The organism is Pseudoalteromonas sp. MER144-MNA-CIBAN-0113 (assembly GCF_040308965.1).
GTDB classification, from domain to species: domain Bacteria; phylum Pseudomonadota; class Gammaproteobacteria; order Enterobacterales; family Alteromonadaceae; genus Pseudoalteromonas; species Pseudoalteromonas tetraodonis.
Genome location: NZ_JBEOOG010000002.1, coordinates 13796 through 33704 on the forward strand (window position 1 = coordinate 13796; position 19909 = coordinate 33704).

The window sequence follows — 19909 nt, forward strand, 5'->3', positions numbered from 1 at the left end:
ATTTAATTAAAAAATCAGTTGAGCGAGGAAACCATCATAGTTATAGAGCTCTCGCCTATAACTATGATGCTGTAATGGCGGTTAGTTTTTACGGTAAATCTCGTGATCCATTTCGTAAATATTTACGCTTAAACTGTCAGAGGCTCTGCAATACGTTTGCAAGCAGGCTAGTAATTGCTCACTTAGTAGTTGCTTTTGCTCAATGGAACGCCCAGCCATAATATGCACCGCAATATGAATAAACCCTTCTTTACCCACACCTAACTGATAATGCTGATAAGCAATAGCGCGAGTCTTTATTGTTTCTAAATCAAATAAGCCACTTTCAAACGTTGTTGTATGGATTTTTTCCACAAGAACTTGAGGTAGTAAAGGCAGATCTTCTGAGTGTTCAATAATAATGTGTGGCATTTAACGTATCCTCTTTAGATTGGTTTATTTAATTATACCAAACGGGTTTGTACACGCTAACCCCATAACGCTTAATTTTTAAAATGTGGCTTGAACATATTTTTAGCAATAAACTATTTAAGCAATTACAAGACCTGTAGCGTGTTTAATTTTAGATTTATTATGGCAAATATTTTTGGTTGATACGTTTTATGTCAATTTGTGGTGACTTATACGAAGAGTACACAAGCCAGTTGGTATTTGTAATAAAGGTTAAGCCAGAGGTGCGACTAAATGCGCGTTCGGGAAGGCGTATTACGTCATGATGGCTGTTGGTTGATAAGTCGTAATAACTCAAACGGTAATCACCTTGTTTTACATTAAAATAGTAAATACGCGATTGCGCTAAGGTGTCGCCTTCAAAAAAATACCACGAATTATGATTCGATAAATTAATTTCGCTAACCAGTGGTTGCTCAGTTTGGCTATCTGGGTCTTTTATCCATAGTTGATTTGTTGCTTGGTTGGCAAAAATTAAAGCGCCTTGCTTGTTTTCATAAGCGTATAGTGTTGGTGAATCTATGGCCTTTGCGAGTTTATTACCCTTTAAGTCGAAGCGATAAACGTGTTGATCATTCGCTACCAATAGGCTTTTACTATCTGCAGCCCAACTCGGTTTTCCATGGTAACTAAAGCCTGTGGGTAATGACTGACTTGATTGGGTGTTAAAGTCATAAAGGTATAGCGCATGCTCACCAAGATGAGAAGCAACAAAGGCAATGTAATTACCATCAGGTGACCACACCGGGTTGTAAATATTTGCACTGAGATTAGTAAGCTGTTTTCGTGAGGTGCCGTCTTGATTTGCAGTCCATAATTCCATTGAGCCCGATTCGTTAGATACAAAAACTAACTTTTTTCTGGCTTTACTGTAATCAGGAAAGCGCGTATTAAAGTCGCTTGATAATACCGGAAAAGGCGAACTTGCAACCGCATTACTGGTTTCTACACGCATTAATGCAGAGTCGATATTCCATTGATGAAAATACAAACTGCCATCATGTGCATATTCTGGGTAACTTAACCCATCGATGTGCGCATTGATCATTTGTTGTGTTTTAAGGTTATAAAAATAACCTTGGCGCTTGCCTTTTTTAACACCCGAAAAGACGAGTTGTGGCTTATTAGGGTGCCAATCAACGCCTCTCATATCAACAAAACCTGAAGTTAATTGCTTGGCATGAGCTGTTTTTATGTCGATTAAAAATAATTCTTCAAAACCCGTTGGTAAATTACGCGATACCACCAGCTGTGTCGCATCTGGTGAAAACACAACCGACTCATCGGTATATTGGCATGCTGACGTACAAGGGACTTGAGTAACTGTGTATGGCGATGAGGTTAAATCGACAAGGTTAAGCTGGGTAAAATCATTATTTTTTCATCTTCACTTATATAAACCAGCTTAGTGCCTGTGGCATTAATGTCTATATCGGTACTGGTTTTACTTCCGCACAGCCCTATAACAGTGATATTGCCCGAGGCGATATTTTGCTGAATTACTTCACAGCCTTGAGCAGCTTTACGGCGGTAATAATAAATAAACGTTAAATCAGGACTAAATACCGCTCTGCCCTCAATGAATGGGGTGTCGGTAAGTGCTATTGCAGCTTGCTCTGGTAAATGAAGATCACGTAAGTATAAATTAGCTTTATGACCAGGGCGGCGCCACGAATACGCTAAAAAATGACTGTCATTAGAAATAGCCGGAAACAACTCTCTTCCTGGGCTGGTGGTAATTGTTTCAATGTAATCGTACAAACGCGCTGCTTGTTGCGATTGAGCAAGTGGCTGCTTTGCGTTTTCAAAAAGGGCGCTATAACCCCAATAGCTACCTAATAATATAACAATAGCAAGTACGCTAGCGTAAATATACCCAGAGCGAAGCGGCGTATTGTTAATGCTATTAACAGGCTCTGGCGTTGTTGGTTTTTGTACTAAGCGGTAACCCGTTTTACGCAGTGTTTCTATATAGGTATTGTCGGGGTCGAGTTTTTTAAAGCTTTTACGAAGATGCCATATGGCATTTGTCAGTGCTTTTTCGCCCACATATTGATTACCACCCCACACATTCTCTATTAGTTGCTCACGCGTTACTGCGTTTGGATAACACTCTACCAAGTAAACAAGTAGTTCTATAAATTTAGGTTGTAATACACAGGTTTTATCAGCACAAAACAGCTTATTTTCAAACACCGATATTTGGCATTTTCCAATTGAAAATGTCTGTTGAGTATTCATAGTTTGTGTATTTAAACCTCTTGATTAAGTACGTTACTAGGCAGTGTTTAATGCAAAATAAAACGATAGTTGGTTAACATTCGATTTTACATCATTCTAACACGAAAACCTTAAGTGTATGATTATAAATAAATAGATATAAAATAGGGATATAAACGAGACACCTCTCATTGTGCTTTTATTCACGATTACTTACAACATGTTATTAGTAAAATAAACCAATTGGTACAAAACAAATTTAATAACTAAAAAGTTAATAAAAAAGCGATTTGTACTAGGGTCTGTTGACCTTTAAAGATTGAATTTGCATCAGTCTGTTTGGTATTTAGGCAAGGCAGAGTCTGTGTGGTGTGGTTATTCCCCATAAATAGGCGAAAACGCAGCATCAATGCCAAACAGGCGCTGCCCTTCGGGTTCTGCCTAGGGGCGATTTACTCTTTGTTGCTCGGTTTTTACTTAGCCCACTAGGTTACAAACTTCGCGCCGCGATTAAACCGCCCCTAGTTTGAACAAATTTTAATCCGCAAAGATCAACAGACCCTGATCATAATAAAAAATGAGGGAAGTCTGTGAGTAAAATATCAACCAAAAAATGCGCTTTAGCTTTGGCTATAACAGCGAGTTTATCTGGACATGCAATAGCAAATGACGAGGCTATTGCTCGTCAATCAACCGCTAAAGCAAGCGAAGAAGTGGTACAAGAAGCACCAGAAAAAATAACCGTAACGGGTTCGCGTTTAAAGCGTGATAGTTTTTCGGTCACAACTCCGCTGGTTACCATGGACAGAGCATCAATTCAGGATACAGGCTTAGGCAATCTTTCAGATGTATTAATCGATAATATGCCTGCACTGAGCCAAAGTATTGGTAACACAACCAGCCAATCAAGCATTTCGGGTACTGGTTTATCAACAGTCCAGCTTCGTGATTTAGGCGCTAATAGAACGCTTATATTGATTGATGGTCGTCGTGTAGTATCAAATAGTTACGGTGGTAATTATGTCAGTTTAAATACTATTCCTAGTGGCATGGTAGAGCGCGTTGAAATTATTAGTGGTGGTGCGTCGGCCACTTATGGTGCCGATGCGGTAGCCGGTGTAGTGAATATTATTACCCAGTCAAAAAAAGAAGGCTTTGAATTTCAAGCCCGTGGCGGTGAAACAACAGATGGTGGCGGTCGTGAGTTTACGCTTGATTTAAACTACGGGACGTCATTTGCTGATGATCGTGGTTATGTATTTGTCAGCTCAAACTGGGATCGTGATTTTGGCATGACCTTTTACGACCGTGACCGCGCAAAAATAGAAGCGGCGCATAGTTACGATGATGAGTTAATGTGTAATCAAATGTACACTGCTGATGGTTATCAGTGTATGAGTGGTATTACACAAGCTGATTGGGCAAGCAAAAGCGATGGTACCTTAGGCGGTGTATTTTTAGAAAGCAGCCGAAACGACACTCAGTTTTGGTACGACGGGCAAACGCTGCGTGATGACTGGAAAGGTAATGAAGAAATTTATGGTATAAATTCGTCACAATACGTCATGCTTGATGTACCTAGTGATAACTTTTCGACCGCGATAAAAGTAGATCATGATGTAACAGACGACATTATGAGCTACTTCCAAATTCAATACAGCAAAAGTGGCTCGTTCAACGATAAGTCACCTGAAGATGAATACGAAGGGGCTTACGTACCTCGCTACGACCCAGTGACTGGCGACCCTATCGATGATATTGCGCCAGGTTACATTCCTATTGATAACCCATATGTGGCACAAGAAATTATTGACAGCAACCCATACAAAGACCGCATTTATTGGGATCGTCGTTTTGGTGAAGTAGGTAATATCAGCACTGATAACGACCGTACGACCATCCGCACTTGGGCTGGCCTGCAAGGTATGATGTTTGATGATACATGGGATTGGGATATCTCTGCTGGATACGGGCAATTTAAAAAACATCAAATCCGTAGAAACGAGTTAAATACGGTACGTGTCAATCAAGCACTGCAAGCTGAAAAGCTAGCCGATGGCACTATTCAATGTAAAGACGCCGAAGCGCGATCGCAAGGATGTGTCCCGCTTAATCTATTTGGTGAAGGGTCTATTACCCCTGAGATGGCTGATTGGATCCGTACTAACCCGATTATTGATACTGAGATTCAGCAATATACAGTAATGGGTTATATCACCGGAGACCTATACGAATTACCAGCAGGTAATGTGTCTGCAGTATTTGGTGCAGAGTACCGTAAAGACTCACAAAGCCTAGATACCAGTGATGATATGAAAGCGGGCGGTATTACGTTTAACGTTGTGCCTTCTTTTTATGGTGAAGTAGAAGTGTATGAGGCGTTTGCTGAGCTTGCAGTGCCACTACTTAAAGATGTGCCATTTGCTAAAAGTTTGTCGGCAGAAACGTCGCTGCGTTTAGCAAATTACAGCATTGATAATATCAGCACTGTCGCCAGTTATAAGCTAGGCCTTTTATGGCAACCAATTGATGGATACATGCTACGTGCCAACTATGCACGAGCACAGCGTGCGCCGACTATCACGGAATTATTATCACCCCCTCGCGGCGATTTTGATTCATTTGATGATATTTGTGATGGTCTAACAGCAACATCAACAAACCCAGGACACGATAACTGTCGTTTAGAGCCAACCTTGGCACAAAAGCTAGCTGATGATCCTAATTTTGAATTTGAAAGTGAAGACAATAACTACTCGCCAAATACAGGTAATCCAAACTTAAAAGAAGAAACAGCCGATACCTATACCTTTGGTATTACTGTATCTCCTGAGTTTTTAGATGGCTTTAACTTAGCGGTGGATTACTACGATATTGCCATTGTTGATGCAATTGATGAAATAAGTAACGAAAACATCATGCGCGAATGTTATGACTCAGAGGCTGCGTGGGGCAGTGATAACGAATACTGTAACGATATTACCCGTAACGACGAAGGTAACATTGTAAAAATTCTACAGCGTGAATATAACTTGGATGAGTTAACTGCGCGCGGTTACGATGTCGTTGCAACTTACAAATATGACATCGGCAGCTATGGCAACTTGTCATTTAAGCTTGATTACAATCACATTATTGAAAACTCGCAAACCTATGAAGGCTTAGATGGTAACAGTGTTACTTCACAGTATGCAGGTTATGGGCGCTCAAAAGATAAAGCCGCTATGTCGATTGTATGGAAAATGGATGATTTACGTATCCGCTGGCGTACAAATTACGTAGGCGCGTTTAAAGCAAGCCAAGAAGATGAGAAAGACTACCTTGAGTATGTTGCTGCAAACGATGAGCGCTGTGCTGCGGGCGATGCCGTTTGTATTGCAAACCCAGAGCCACTTGCGTATCAAGATTATGGCTCATTTTTAAAGCATAGTTTATCAGCGTCTTACACTCTGGCACTGACTGATAAAAGTGACTTACGTGTATTTGGCGGTATTAACAATGTATTTGACGACAAAGGGGCATTTTACCCAATTGGTCGTGGTAACTTTTATAGTGGCTACGGCGGCGGTGCCGGTCGTTATGTTTATCTAGGTGCACAATATAGCTTTTAATAACCTTTAGCTGTATTTGTTTGCAAAGGCACTCCCTCGGGCGTGCCTTTTTTATTGTGTATCTTGCTGCGAAATACCCTTTAAACCATTACAGTATTGAGTTGGTGGATAAAATTTGTTTTATCGCGGTGAAAGCGTTTAGTATAAGGCGTAACTTAATTTTTAATATGAACGAAGGACTTGCTATGAAGTATCTCAAAATGGGTGGTTTAATTGTATGCTTAGCAGGGCTTGCAGGGTGCTCTGATGATGTTGCTTCAGTAAGTCTTGGGCTATTTACCACTAAAGATGTGGTGGTTAATTCACAGCAAGACCCGCTAGTGACCGGTGTAACCTGTCATATTAGCCATATTGAGGCGAATTTAGATTTTTCAGACCCCTCAGATATGTCGATTGCCTGTCGTCAAACTGGGCCAATTACGCCAGACCAATTACAGTCTATCGACCGCAGTAAATCCGGTGAAGTCGTGTTTAAATCATCTAAGAGTATTTTGTTTAAGTCATTAAAAGTGCGCCGTATTTATGATGCTAAAACACATACATTATTATATTTATCATACTCAACGAAAGAGTCTACGGGCAGTCATCATCATGCGCTCTCTACGGTGCCTTTATACAATACACAAGCATGGCAATGGGCGAAGGGGCAAGAGTAGTTTATGTTAACTCTATTTAAATCAAAGCCCTTATTGGCAGAACAAGAACAACAATGGCTGGTTGATACCTTTATATGGGCAGCAGAAAACTTTGATTTGGATTTTTTTACCAAACACAGCCAAGTTATTTTGCCAACGGTTGAGTTTTTTCCTGACTCGGTTTCAAGTATTGAGGAGATGGCCAGCAAAGTGTTTGCGCGTGTTAAGCAATACGCTGGTATGAATGAATGGCCAGTAACCTTGGTTGCACCGCAACAATTACAACCACAGGTGTTTCCACACTTTGAATTTAGTCAGCATTTACGTGGCGAAGAGTGTCATTTAATAGTACCAGCCAGTCATACTATTAATGTGTCGTTTAACCCTAATCAAATTAATCAACCGCAAGACTTAGTGGCGAGTTTTGCCGGTACGCTTGCCGCCATATTAATTCATCACGTAGGGGTGCTGCCCCCAGGTGGTAAAGAGTATTTACCGCAAGCCACTGATGCCTTGGCGTGTTTTTTAGGCTTTGGGGTAATGATGAGCAATACCGTGTACCAGTTTAAAGGTGGCTGTGGCTCATGTTATAACCCGTATGCAAATCGCGAAGCGGCGCTCAGTGAAACGCATACCGTATTTATGCATGCGTTAGTGAGCTACTTTAAGCAAGATAAACACTCTAAAAAACATTTAAAACCGCATTTACGAGGCCAATTTAAAAAAGCGCAAAAAGAAATAAAAGCCTTGGTTAATCATTCGGCTAACCCATTATTATTGGCTTTTTCGCCAGAGCAAGCCAGTTAAGTATGAACTATATCGATGAATTTTTATTAATTGCGGTGGCTCATTTTTTTGCGGTAGCAAGCCCTGGGCCCGACTTTGCGGTAGTCCTTAAACAAAGTGTACAACACGGCAGGCGCAATGCCTTATGGACAAGTGCCGGTGTTGGTGCGGCTATTTTATTACACATAGCCTATTGTGTATTGGGAGTTGCGCTGGTGTTAACTCAATCACCTGCGTTGTTTATGGCGCTTAAATATATAGCGGGCGCGTATTTAGCGTATTTAGGCGTGCAGGCACTGCGCGCAGCTAAACCTACAAATACCTCATCAGAATCGACTGCAAAACCCAGCCTTGCAGCTGAGTCATCATGGCGTGCGTTTCGACGTGGCTTTTTTACCAATGCACTTAACCCTAAGGCAACACTGTTTTTTATGTCGTTGTTTACCTTAGTGATTAGCCCAACTACGCCGGTAATAGTACAAATGGGATATGGCGTTTATATGGCGCTTGCTACGTGGGCTTGGTTTTCTATTTTATCGCTATTGTTATCAAAAGCGCGTGTACGTGATTTTTTTCAGCAAAGTGGTTATTGGTTCGACCGCGGCATTGGCATTATTTTAATCGCACTGGCTGTGCGAGTTGTTATTTAAAGAAGGAATAGTATGGCGTTATATAATTTTTCGTTTGGCTCCAATATGTCATCTAATCGTTTATTGGCACGTTTACCTAATGCAAAACGTGTGGGTACGGCACTTTTAAAGGGCTATAAGTTAACCTTTAATATGGCCTTTTCAGATGGTTCAGGTAAATGCACTATTGTGCCCACCAATGAACCCGATGCTGTGGTATATGGGGTAGTGTATCAGCTTAATGAAGCCGAAAAAGAGATCTTAGATAAAATTGAAGGCCCTAATTACGACTGTGTTGATTTAACCGTGAGCCTTCTAGATGACGATGACATTAATGTACACTGCTACATAGCAAACACACATGACGACACACTGCTACCTTATGATTGGTACGTGCAGCATGTATACCGCGGCGCACTTGAGGCGGGCGTACCCGAACACTACAGTCAACGCATTTTAGCTTACCCGAGTAAGCAAGATACTAATAAAGCGCGCGCCGAAATAGAATTTGCGGTTCATCAAGACTAAACAAAAATAATAACCTAAGGTAACACTATGAAACTAAAAAAATTAGCCACAGCCGCATTATTGGCTGGCTGGGCGTTTACGAGCTCTGCAGCGGTTGATACCGATAAAATTTCAGAGGTGATCAACGCCTCAATGACACGTTTTGATGTACCCGGAATGGCCGTTGCCATTGTTGAAAATGACAAAGTTGTATTCGCTAAAGGGTTTGGTGTTGCCAACCTTGATACGAATAGCAAGGTGAATAAAGACACTTTATTTGGCATTGCTTCAAATACCAAGGCATTTACCAGTGCAGCATTGGCTAAGCTGGTGGATGAAGGCAAATTAAGCTGGGATGACCGCGTGATTGACCATCTCCCTGAGTTTAGATTGTACGACCCTTACGTTACTCGTGAAATGCGCATACGCGATCTACTTAGCCACCGTAGCGGTTTAGGGCTTGGTCAAGGCGATTTAATGATTTGGCCAAGTACAGATAAATCGGTAGCCGATATTTTATCGGGGCTGAAATATTTAAAGCCTGCGAGCAGTTTTCGTAGTCAATATGCTTATAACAACCTAATGTTTGTTACCGCTGGTGAAGTTGTTGCGCGTGTATCTGGGGTTAGCTGGAACGACTACATTGAAAAAAACATTCTACAGCCGCTAAATATGACCAACTCGCGCGCTGGCTTTTCGCGTATCGCAAAAAACAACAAAAACTGGGCGATTGGACACATCCCAATGGATGGCAAATTGCATCCTTTTTTTGTTAATTACCTTGAAGACTTTCGAGGGGCAGGCGCCATTGCATCAAGCGTAAATGATATGAGCCAATGGCTCCGTACTCAACTTGCGGGTGGCAAAATGCCTAATGGCGAGCAGTTATTTAGTGAAAAGCAGCAAGCACAAATGTGGCATCCACATATTACGTCACTGGCATCTAAAAGTGCCTATGAAGCGTATCATCAACAATTTAGAGGTTACGGATTAGGTTGGAGTATAGAAGATTACCACGGCGTTAAAAAGCTGGCACATGGTGGCGGCATTTTAGGTATGGTATCGCAGGTGACTTTATTACCAGAAAAAAACGTGGGGATTGTGATATTAAGCAACCAACAAGCATTTTCTGCATTATCGGCAGTGACTCATGAAGTACTTGAAGATGTACTCGAGCTTGAAGATAAAGATTGGGTTGAAGAGTTAGCTAAAAAGCATTTTGCAGGTAAAGAAAAAGCCTATGCTAACGCCGCTCCAAAAGCGCCAACAGACACTCAACCGCAATTGCCTAATATAAACTACACCGGTACATTACATGATGATTGGTATGGCGATGTAATCGTTGAAGAACTAGATGGTAAATTACGCATTGATTTTACCCATACAAAACGCCTTAAAGGTGAGCTGAAGCATTACACAGGCAATACCTTTATTGTTAAGTGGGATGAAAAGTTATTAGAGGCAGATGCCTTTATTCGCTTTTCTATGAGCGCCGATAACCGCGTAGAATCAGCAAAAATGAATGCAGTTTCAACGCAGGTAACCGACTTTAGCTTTGATTTTAGAAACCTCGACTTAAAAGCTAAATAACCATAACTTTGGTTAAAGAGTCGTTTAGTATCAACCAAAGTCGCAAAGCCACCACAAGGTGGCTTTGTTATACTTGATGAGCAACTTATTTTTGGAGTTAGCTATGCGCACTGCGATTATTTCTCATCCTCACTGTCGTAAACATAAAATGATTGAAGATCATCCAGAATGCCCTGAGCGTTTAGATGCGATTAATGACCGTTTACTTGCTAGTGGACTGGATGTGGCTATAGAGCAAAAACAAGCCCCTAAAGCACTGCGCGAACATTATTTATTGGCGCACAGTGAGCAGCATATTAAGCATGTAGAAGACATGATCCCCACTGAGGGGCTCAGCGATCTAGATGGAGATACGTGGTTATGCCCCGACTCTTTAAAGGCCATTGAGCGTGCAGTCGGAGCAGGCTTACTCGCTGTTGATGAGATTTTAGAGGGTAAGTTAGACGCTGCGTTTTGTTCAGTACGCCCGCCAGGGCATCACGCTAACCGAGATAGCTCTTCTGGTTTTTGTGTGTTTAATAACCTTGCGATTGCAGTTAAATATGCACAAAGCAAAGGGGTAAAACGCATTGCCATTGTTGATTTTGACGTACACCATGGCAATGGTACTCAAGATATTTTTATGGATGATGAAAATGTGTTGCTGTGCTCGTTATTTCAATATCCATTTTATCCTAATACCGCCATTAAAAATAATGCCACACTGGTAAATTCACCTTTACCGATAGCTAGTGATGGTGCTGATTTAAAAGCACTTTATGAGCAACAATGGCTACCAAAATTAACAGAATTTAAGCCTGAGCTACTTTTTATAAGCGCGGGATTTGACGCACATTTAGAAGATGACATGGCCAGTCTTAAGTTTGTTGAAAGTGATTATATATGGCTTACTGAGCAGTTAGCGCAATTTAGCCAACAGCATCATTGTTTAGGTATTATTTCTTATTTAGAGGGAGGGTACTCACTGTCGGCCCTCGGGCGCAGCGCGATTGCACACGTTAAAGCGTTAGTTGATTTCGGCGAGTAACGCAAACGCTTGGCTTGGTGTGAGCTGCTCTATTTTACTTAAGCAGCATTGCCCTTCTTTTGCTAAATATTCTTTTACTAGCTCTGCTAATTGGCTTGCACTGAGCGCCGTGAGCGAATGGCCGCTTAAGCTTTGATAGCCACTAACCTTATCTAAAATAATGACTTTTTGCTGTTCACTTGCTTCCATAGTGTAAATAAAGTCGTGTAAATCATTGGCGTGCTCTATTAGCTCAATTTCATTATTATAAATAATAATTTGTGGGTAACTGATGCTCATCTATTGTCCTAAATCAAATTGTTTTTTACTGAATAATTTATAATCATTAATTGGTTTAATTTTGGAAGTAGAAGCAATGCCTCACACTAGCCGCTATCAAAAAGTATGCGATGTTTTTACCAATAAGGTGATCGCCTGCGCTAAGGATACCCCTTTAATTGAAGCGGTGAAACTAATGCGAGCGCACAATGTTAGCGCTATTTTTGTAAAACAACAGCAACAAATAATAGGCGTATGGACTGAAACCGATTGTTTAACACTTAACTTTTCTAATCACTCACTTAGGCAGTTAGCGATTGAAAGCGTTATGTCGAGCCCTGTACTAAGTGTGCCCAGCCAACAATTATTAACCGAGACGGCCATGGTGTTTAATAAGCAGGGTGTAAGGCATTTGTTAGTCACTGATACAAATGACATTCCCAGCGGCGTGATCAGCATTACAGATATTGTAAACAATCAAGGGCTAGAGCATTACTTACAATTTAGACCTATTAATGATCAATATAATAAAAACATACGGATAGTACCGAGTTCATTGGCAATCAATGACGCGGTGAGCATGATGCGTGAATATGCAGAGAAAGTGATTTTGGTGTTTAATGAGGATGAAAATGTTCATGGCATTATTACCCAGCGCGACTTACTAAAGCTCATCACCGAGCAGCACAATCATCTTGTTTGTTGGGATTTAGCTAGCCGCCCCCTTTATCAGATAAGCCCCCAAGACAGCCTTTTTGATGCGTACAGGTTGATGTCTGAAAGTAATATTCGGCATTTGGTGGTTAGCGAAAATAATCAAATTAACGGTGTATTATCGCTTGAAAACTTAATTAATGAAATTGAAACGGCTTATTGTTGTGAGCTTGAAAAAGTACTTCAGCAGCGTGATATTGCATTGCAGCATTCGCAGCGTAACTTATTTTTAGCCAATAAAATTATCGACTCCTCCCTAGATGGCATCATGATCACCGACTCGAATGGAGTGATTATGCAAGTAAACCCTGCATTTACTCATCTAACCGGTTACAAAGAATATGAGGTGATAGGTAAGCGGCCTAATATGTTGAGTTCAGGGCGTCATGATAAAAACTTTTATATAAAAATGTGGGATTCGCTTGCCAAAACAGGGGTATGGCAGGGGGAAATTCATAATCGTAAAAAGTGTGGTGATATTTATATTGAGTGGCTCAGTATTATAGAAATAAAAGAGCCAAGTCATAGTGAGGTGATTTACGCCGCTATTTTTAGTGACATAACTGAGCGAAAAAGCGCAGAAGAAAAAGTGGTGCAGTTAGCGTATTTTGATGAGCTAACTGGCTTACCTAACCGGCGTTTATTTAACGATAGACTCTCTATGGCACTCGCCTCAGCACACAGAGATAAACAAATGTTAGCGGTAATGTTTATTGACCTTGACCGTTTTAAAGAGGTGAATGACAGCTTAGGCCATAATGCCGGTGATACCTTATTAAAATTAGTCTCTGAGCGCATTATTAACACCCTCAATGAGGGAGATACGCTGGCGCGATTAGGGGGAGATGAGTTTATTGTATTGTGCGAAATAAACAATGTAGAAGGTGCTATCACCCTTGCTGAGAGTATTTTAAATCACTTAAATACACCGTTTAAGCTTGAAGGATTTGAGGTTGGTGTTACCGCGTCTATAGGGGCGGCTGTTTACCCTGATGATGGCTTAGACAGTGAAACATTATTAAAGCATGCTGATATTGCCATGTACCGCTCAAAAGATGTCGGTCGCAATTCGTTTCAGTTGTTTCAACCCTCAATGAATGCACGATCTTTAGAGCGTTTAGCGATGATGAGTCGCTTTCAACATGCGCTAGAAAATAATGAGTTTGAGCTTTATTTTCAGCCTAAGCAATGTTTAAAAACAGGGTTGATTATGGGAGCTGAAGCACTACTGCGTTGGCATGACCCTGATTTAGGCACTATTTCACCAGCGCAGTTTATTCCGCTTGCTGAAGAGCTAGGTTTAGTGGTGCGTTTAGATTTATGGGTTATAAACCAAGCAGGTAAAGAGTTAACCCTTTGGCAAGCGCAGGGGATTGATGCCGGACGTTTAGCAATTAATGTCTCTGCGTGTCATTTAAGCCAAGGTAAGTTGGCTGATAATATTAAAGCTATGCTTACTCGTTACCAATTACCTGGCAGCTTACTTGAAATTGAGCTGACCGAAAGCAGCTTTATTAGCTCGTTTTCACAGGCAAAAGAGCAACTACAACAGCTCAAAGCGCTGGGCGTGCATATTGCGCTGGATGATTTTGGTACGGGGTATTCTGCACTCAGTTATTTAACCAAATTACCGTTTAATACATTAAAAATTGATGCGAGCTTTATTGCTAAGATTCCTGATGAGTATGGCAATAGCCAAATTGTGGCGGCCATTATAGCCATGGCGACAAGTTTAGGATTGGATGTGGTTGCTGAGGGCGTTGAGCATGCCTCGCAAGAGGCACACTTAGTCGAAATAGGCTGCAATGTTATTCAGGGCTATTATTATTGCCATCCATTAACGCAGCAGCAGTGGATAGCATTTTATAACCAAGCAGCAAAAGGTTATTCTGAGTCTACACTCACTTCATAAGAGGTGAACTTACGAATATTAATAACGCCGCTATCAAAAATTAAGTACTGACCTTTTATACCTTGTAAAATACCGCTAACAACGAGGTTTTTATCGAAGTTAAATGAGCTGATTTTGCTTGGGTATTCGCTTACAGGAAAATCAAGATTCACAACGTCTTGGTCAAGCTGTTCAATAGCGGTTGCGCCAAATAACTCACTCAGCTCGGTTAGTTTTTCGCTAATTTGTGGAATAAGCTCAGCAGCCGCTGCTTTTAAATCAAGAACGTCGTTTTGTCCTTTGAGCATATTGCGCCAATTGGTTTTATCAGCAATAAACTGCGCGAGCGCCACTTCCACTAAGCCCGACTGTAAACGAGTTTGTACTTTAAAAATAGGTAATGCTTGGGTTGCCCCTTGGTCAATCCAACGGGTAGGTATTTGGGTGTGGCGAGTAATGCCTACTTTTAACCCTGATGTATTAGCTAGATACACATAATGCGGGATCATGCAGTTTTCTTCACCCCATTGTGGCTCGCGGCAGGTGCCTTGATCGTAATGGCAGGTTTCAGGTTTCATGATACACATGTCGCAACTTGCAAGCTTGCGCATACATACAAAGCAATGCCCTTGAGAATAGCTTTTTTTTGTTTTTTTGCCACAGTTAGAACACAAAATTGTGCCACTAAAAGTGAGAGTCAATTGTTTACCTATTAAAGCATTTAAATCAACCAGTTCATCACCTACAGGTAAATGATATTGAACGGGTTCTGTTAAGCTCGACTTTAATTTACGCAGTGTACCTTGCATCTTTACTTGGCCCCAAAGATGTTAAAAAGGGGAGCTTAACATTTTTAGGCGGTATTGGCTGTTCAAGAAGTCTAAATAATTATCATAAGAGAGTGCTTTTGCGTACAAATAGCCTTGGGTACGGTCAGCTTTCATGGTGTTGAGCAACTGGTGAACTTCTTGAGTTTCTACGCCCTCAATCGTGATAGTAAGGCCCAAGTTATGCGCCATATCTATAGCTGTTTGCACAATGACCTGATGAGCCCGGTTATCGGTTAAATCATACACAAACGACTTATCTACTTTAAGTTCATTAAAGTGATAGTTAACTAAGTAGCTAAGTGATGAATAACCAGTACCAAAGTCGTCTAACACCACCTTAACGCCAAGTGTGGCGAGTTCACCAACTAAGGTGACTAACGCATCTTGATTTTCGACAAACGCTGATTCAGTCAGCTCAAACTTCAATAAATGAGGGGCAACCTGATACTTTATTAAAAGGTTTTCTACTTTTTCGGTTAAATTGGCAATGGCTAGGTTTTTTGCACTTAAATTAACGCTAATACTATGTTCAGTTACGCCCTCATTTGCCAGTTTTGCAATGTCTTTGCAGGCTTGCTCTATCACCCAAAGTGTTAATTCATTAATAATACCGGTGTGTTCGGCAAGTAGAATTAGTTTTTCTATGGAAATGTTTTTAAACTCAGTATTAGGCCAGCGTAGTAGGGCTTCGGCACCATTGACACTGTTATCTTTTAAACTAATTTGTGGTTGATAAAACAGAGCGAGCTGATCCGTTCTTATCGCTTGTTGAAGCTTAGCAGCAAGCGCAACGTCCATAGCTAAACTGCTGTCCGCAGATGATGAGCTTACCTTACTTAGACTATGTTTAGCGTTATGTAATGCCAAGTAGCCTCGTTTCAACCAAAATTCAAAGTCATCACGTTTACCAAAGGCACTAATCCCCACGCTGTAATTGAGTTGTAAGTCTAGCCCTTTGATTTGATAGGTTTTTGGTAACTTATTTACTACCCTTTTTAATAACTCTTCGAGCGTGTGTGGGCTTTGGTTTTTAGTCGAGATACAGGCAAAAACACCGCTACCTAAATCAGCAATTTTAGCGGGTTGATTAATGCCATTACTTAAGTTAAAAAATTCTCTCTCAAAGCTCAATTGGCATTCTAATTCGTGCGCAACATGCTTAATTAATTCATATCCTTGGGAGGGCGTAATAATGGTATTTAGCGAGTTAAAATGACGTATTTTAACCAAACATAAAGTGGTGGAACGTTGCTGGGCTTTGAGTGCCATAAAGGCATACTTTAACTTTGCGCTATTGAGCAGTTTTGTTTGCTGGGTATGCGTGGCATGATATAAAGCGCGCTCACGCTGATAACGAACCCGATCGGCAAGTGCCATGGCCATGAGGACAATTTCACATAAGATGGCCATTAAAAAAGCATGACGTATTGAAAAGCTATAAGTGATAACGCCTGTAAGCTCTAAAGGCTGAATGGCTGCACCAATAATCAATGGCACCCATGAAAATACGTAAAACTTAGCCCATCTAAAGCCACTTTTTAATTTGTTATAAATTAAAATAAAGCAGACGATATAAAGTAATCCCAAAATTACAAAAAATATGGGGGCAGCTATATTTTCGGGAATAAAAAAGCTTAATGTACCGAGCACTAGCATTAGCCAGAGTAAACCAACACTTAATTTATAACGCCAGCAACGGTCTTTATGATATCGCAAAAACATGGTGCAAAAAGCGAGAGTGAAAAACGCAATAGTGTAATTAACGACAATTATTTTTTCGTGAATAAACAACTGCCATTCTAGCGGCCATAAATAAAAACCAAACCCCAGAACGGTGCCCATTAATGCTATAGCACTAATAATGTAGCCAATATAAACTAAGTACACGCGGTCTTTAATGCCAAAATAGAGTAATAGGTTATATAGTGAGGCCATTAATAAGACACCCGCGAAAATTCCCCAAATGCCTGTTTGTGAGCGAACTAAGTCAACAAATACATTATGGCGATATAAGTGAATTGGAGTTTTACTGATCCCCACAGTATCTATTTTTATAATTAGTCGTTGTGTAGATTGGCCATCGAGGTTAAAGCGAATGTGGGGCACGCTGTACTTAAATAAAGTAAGACGTGGCTCTTTATCGCCAAGCTTATAAGTGTCGAGTAGTTGGTTGTTACTATTGAGCCGATATATGGTGAGATGATCTACCATCGGGTTATCAAAGTGGGCAACCACATCTTCTTGTTGGCTGCTTTTGTTTTCTAAATCGAGGCGTAACCAATAATTTTGCTGTTCAAAGCTCCAAGGTATATCGTTAAATTCTTGCTGTGTAAATAGCGCCTGCTTGGTCATTACTTCTTCAAAACTTTGTGTTTTGCTTTTGTCTATGTAATACGCATGATCGAGGTAAACAGGGGTTATTTTATCTATGGTATAGCGTGATGGCATCACAAAGTTTGTTGCCAATGTGCTGATAATAAAAAAGATAAAAATAAGTATTACAACTGCTACCGCATGGTAGCGCAAGGTTTTAAATTCCAATATTAATCTATGTCCAGATTACTTTTTTATAGTGTAGCAGTAAAAAGCGCAGATAATCTGCGCTTTTATAAAATTTACTCGTTAGTTATCAATCGTTATGATTGTTCACGAGCAATTGCGCGATAAGCAATGTCAGTACGGTATTCCATGCCATCCCAGTTGATTTCATCAACCAGTTTATAGGCACGCTGCTGCGCTTGTGTAACTGTATTACCCAGTGCAGTAGCACACAGTACACGACCACCGGCAGTCACTATGCTATCGCCGTCTTGCTTAGTCCCTGCATGGAAGACTTTTTCGCCTTCAGGGTAAGTTACTTTCAAGCCACTGATAGCATCGCCTTTCGGGTAACTATCAGGGTAGCCTTTAGCGGCTAAAACAACACCTACTGCAGCGCGTGAATCAAACTCAATGGTGGTTTTATCAAGCTCTACACGGTTAGCAGCTTCAATCAATTCAACTAAGTCTGATTGTAAGCGTAGCATCATAGGTTGTGTTTCAGGGTCGCCAAAACGACAGTTATATTCAATAACCTTTGGTGTGCCTGTCTCATCTATCATCAAGCCTGCATACAAAAAGCCAGTGTACGGATGGCCTTCGCTAGCCATACCTTCTACCGTTGGGTAGATCACTTCGTTCATAATGCGCTGATGAATTTCATCGGTTACTACAGGCGCTGGTGAGTATGCACCCATACCGCCAGTGTTAGGACCTTGATCGCCATTGTAAGCGCGTTTATGGTCTTGGCTGGTTGCAAACGGCAGTACGTTTTTACCATCAACCATGACAATAAACGACGCTTCTTCACCTTCTAAAAACTCTTCAATGACCACACGGCTACCGGCGTCACCAAAGGCATTACCCGCAAGCATATCGCGAATAGCCTCTTCAGCCTCGCGTTCGTCCATAGCAACAATCACGCCTTTACCAGCCGCTAAACCATCGGCTTTAATAACAATCGGTGCGCCTTTTTCTTTTAAATAGGCAAGCGCAGGGTCGATTTGTTCAAACGTTTGGTAATCAGCGGTTGGAATAGCATGGCGTGCTAAAAAGTCTTTAGTGAACGATTTAGACCCTTCAAGCTGGGCAGCACCGGCGGTTGGGCCGAAAATAGCTAAGCCGTGTTCACGGAACTTATCAACAACCCCTAATACTAGCGGTACTTCAGGGCCAACAATGGTTAGCTCAACATTATTTTGTTGTGCAAAGCTTAGCAGTCCATCAAGGTCTTCAACGTTAATTGCTACGTTCTCAAGTTTTGGCTCAAGGGCTGTGCCCGCATTACCTGGAGCAACATAAACAGTGTTAACTTTTGTATTTTGAGCGGCCTTAAACGCAAGTGCGTGTTCGCGGCCGCCGCTGCCAATGACTAATACATTCATGGCGAATATCCTATTTAAAGCGGTTTTTTAAATTTCAGCGTCATACGGTCGCTTTCACCTATGGCTTTATATTTAGCGGCATCTTGCTCGCCAAGTCTAAGGCTCGGTGGAAGGGTCCATACCCCTTTAGGGTGATCGGCTGTATCAAGAGGGTTTGCATTAATATCGCTTTTTGCTTCAAGTTCAAAACCAGCTTGTTCAGCAAGTGCAATAACCACACTTTGCTTCATATAACCTGATGATTTTTGCATCTCATCATCTTGCTCTTCTGGTAGGCGGTGTTCAACCACACCTAAAGTGCCGCCTGGTTTAAGTGCTTTGTAAAAAGACTTAAACGCATTGCTTGCAGCTTCTTTATCTTTGCTCATGTACCAGTTATGAACATTACGAAAAGTCAGTACCATATCGGCGCTAGCCGCAGGAGCAATATCTAAATGTGTAGATGGGGCAAACTCAGTGAGTTTAACGTGACTAAAGCGGGCATCTTCAGCGATTTTAGCCTTAAAGCCAGCAAGAGAACGTTGGTAATAACCAACCGATGAATCAGCAGGGAAGTGCGCAGCATAATAGGTGCCTTGCTCTTTCAGCGCTGGCGCTAAAATTTCACTGTACCAACCACCACCTGGGGCAATTTCTACCACGGTCATAGATGGTTTAAAGCCAAAAAATTCGAGTGTTTCTACAGGGTTGCGGTATTGATCGCGCTCACTGCTACGCTCGCTTGCTTTAACTGCATTTGTTAATGCTGAGTCGTGGCCATGGTTATGTGCCAACGCCATTGTTGAGCTTAATGACAGTGTGGCAACCAGTAGAGATTTTAGTGCAAATTTCATCGTCT

16 protein-coding genes are annotated in these 19909 nt (G+C 41.2%); 8 read left to right on the plus strand and 8 right to left on the minus strand.

The features are described 5' to 3' along the window. Positions 1 to 81: 81 nt before the first annotated feature. The 3 genes from AAEY57_RS00775 to AAEY57_RS00785 all read right to left on the minus strand — a co-directional run bounded on the left by AAEY57_RS00775 (position 82) and on the right by AAEY57_RS00785 (position 2691). Complete coding sequence (locus AAEY57_RS00775) at positions 82 to 411, minus strand: 5-carboxymethyl-2-hydroxymuconate Delta-isomerase (protein WP_013465979.1); 330 nt, start codon at positions 409 to 411, stop codon at positions 82 to 84. A 160-nt stretch (positions 412 to 571) separates the two neighbouring features. Further along, a complete protein-coding gene (locus AAEY57_RS00780) occupies positions 572 to 1723 on the minus strand; it encodes a TolB family protein (protein ID WP_249362450.1) in 1152 nt (383 codons plus the stop codon). 68 nt (positions 1724 to 1791) lie between these two features. Continuing rightward, positions 1792 to 2691: a winged helix-turn-helix domain-containing protein gene (locus AAEY57_RS00785; protein ID WP_249362449.1), complete on the minus strand. Its 900-nt coding sequence runs from the start codon at positions 2689 to 2691 to the stop codon at positions 1792 to 1794. 569 nt (positions 2692 to 3260) lie between these two features. Here AAEY57_RS00785 and AAEY57_RS00790 point away from each other — a divergent pair. The 7 genes from AAEY57_RS00790 (at position 3261) to AAEY57_RS00820 (ending at position 11455) form a co-directional block, all read left to right on the plus strand. Continuing rightward, positions 3261 to 6281 (plus strand): TonB-dependent receptor domain-containing protein, encoded by a 3021-nt coding sequence (locus tag AAEY57_RS00790; RefSeq protein ID WP_350605728.1) that lies wholly within the window; start codon positions 3261 to 3263, stop codon positions 6279 to 6281. A 185-nt stretch (positions 6282 to 6466) separates the two neighbouring features. Continuing rightward, positions 6467 to 6937 (plus strand): CreA family protein, encoded by a 471-nt coding sequence (locus AAEY57_RS00795; protein ID WP_013465976.1) that lies wholly within the window; start codon positions 6467 to 6469, stop codon positions 6935 to 6937. Positions 6938 to 6940: 3 nt separating this feature from the next. Next, positions 6941 to 7723, plus strand: coding sequence for a hypothetical protein (locus AAEY57_RS00800; protein WP_350605730.1), 783 nt, complete (start codon positions 6941 to 6943; stop codon positions 7721 to 7723). A gap of 2 nt (positions 7724 to 7725) precedes the next feature. Further along, positions 7726 to 8352, plus strand: a complete 627-nt coding sequence (locus AAEY57_RS00805) for a LysE family translocator (protein ID WP_350605733.1) — start codon at positions 7726 to 7728, stop codon at positions 8350 to 8352. 12 nt (positions 8353 to 8364) lie between these two features. Next, the gene (locus AAEY57_RS00810; protein WP_013465973.1) at positions 8365 to 8859 is read left to right on the plus strand and encodes a gamma-glutamylcyclotransferase family protein; all 495 of its coding nucleotides are present in this window, start codon (positions 8365 to 8367) and stop codon (positions 8857 to 8859) included. Positions 8860 to 8886: 27 nt separating this feature from the next. Further along, positions 8887 to 10428, plus strand: coding sequence for a serine hydrolase (locus AAEY57_RS00815; RefSeq protein WP_350605734.1), 1542 nt, complete (start codon positions 8887 to 8889; stop codon positions 10426 to 10428). A gap of 103 nt (positions 10429 to 10531) precedes the next feature. Further along, positions 10532 to 11455 carry a histone deacetylase family protein gene (locus AAEY57_RS00820; protein ID WP_024601706.1) on the plus strand — a complete coding sequence of 308 codons (924 nt, stop codon included), beginning with the start codon at positions 10532 to 10534 and terminating at the stop codon, positions 11453 to 11455. On the opposite strand, the gene AAEY57_RS00825 is transcribed toward AAEY57_RS00820, so the two are convergent. Further along, positions 11435 to 11734: a DUF4144 family protein gene (locus AAEY57_RS00825; protein ID WP_024601707.1), complete on the minus strand. Its 300-nt coding sequence runs from the start codon at positions 11732 to 11734 to the stop codon at positions 11435 to 11437. The genes AAEY57_RS00820 and AAEY57_RS00825 overlap by 21 nt on opposite strands. A gap of 76 nt (positions 11735 to 11810) precedes the next feature. On the opposite strand from AAEY57_RS00825, the gene AAEY57_RS00830 reads away from it, so the two are divergent. Then, the gene (locus AAEY57_RS00830) at positions 11811 to 14339 is read left to right on the plus strand and encodes an EAL domain-containing protein (RefSeq protein ID WP_024601708.1); all 2529 of its coding nucleotides are present in this window, start codon (positions 11811 to 11813) and stop codon (positions 14337 to 14339) included. Here the strand turns inward: AAEY57_RS00830 and AAEY57_RS00835 are convergent. The 4 genes from AAEY57_RS00835 to AAEY57_RS00850 form a co-directional block, all read right to left on the minus strand. Continuing rightward, positions 14312 to 15127 (minus strand): DUF2797 domain-containing protein, encoded by an 816-nt coding sequence (locus AAEY57_RS00835; protein ID WP_024601709.1) that lies wholly within the window; start codon positions 15125 to 15127, stop codon positions 14312 to 14314. The genes AAEY57_RS00830 and AAEY57_RS00835 overlap by 28 nt on opposite strands. A 21-nt stretch (positions 15128 to 15148) precedes the next feature. Further along, positions 15149 to 17689 carry an EAL domain-containing protein gene (locus tag AAEY57_RS00840; protein WP_024601710.1) on the minus strand — a complete coding sequence of 847 codons (2541 nt, stop codon included), beginning with the start codon at positions 17687 to 17689 and terminating at the stop codon, positions 15149 to 15151. Between the two features lie 95 nt (positions 17690 to 17784). Beyond that, a complete protein-coding gene (gene purD, locus AAEY57_RS00845) occupies positions 17785 to 19071 on the minus strand; it encodes a phosphoribosylamine--glycine ligase (protein ID WP_024601711.1) in 1287 nt (428 codons plus the stop codon). A gap of 14 nt (positions 19072 to 19085) precedes the next feature. Then, positions 19086 to 19904 (minus strand): class I SAM-dependent methyltransferase, encoded by an 819-nt coding sequence (locus AAEY57_RS00850; RefSeq protein ID WP_013465965.1) that lies wholly within the window; start codon positions 19902 to 19904, stop codon positions 19086 to 19088. Positions 19905 to 19909: the final 5 nt, after the last annotated feature.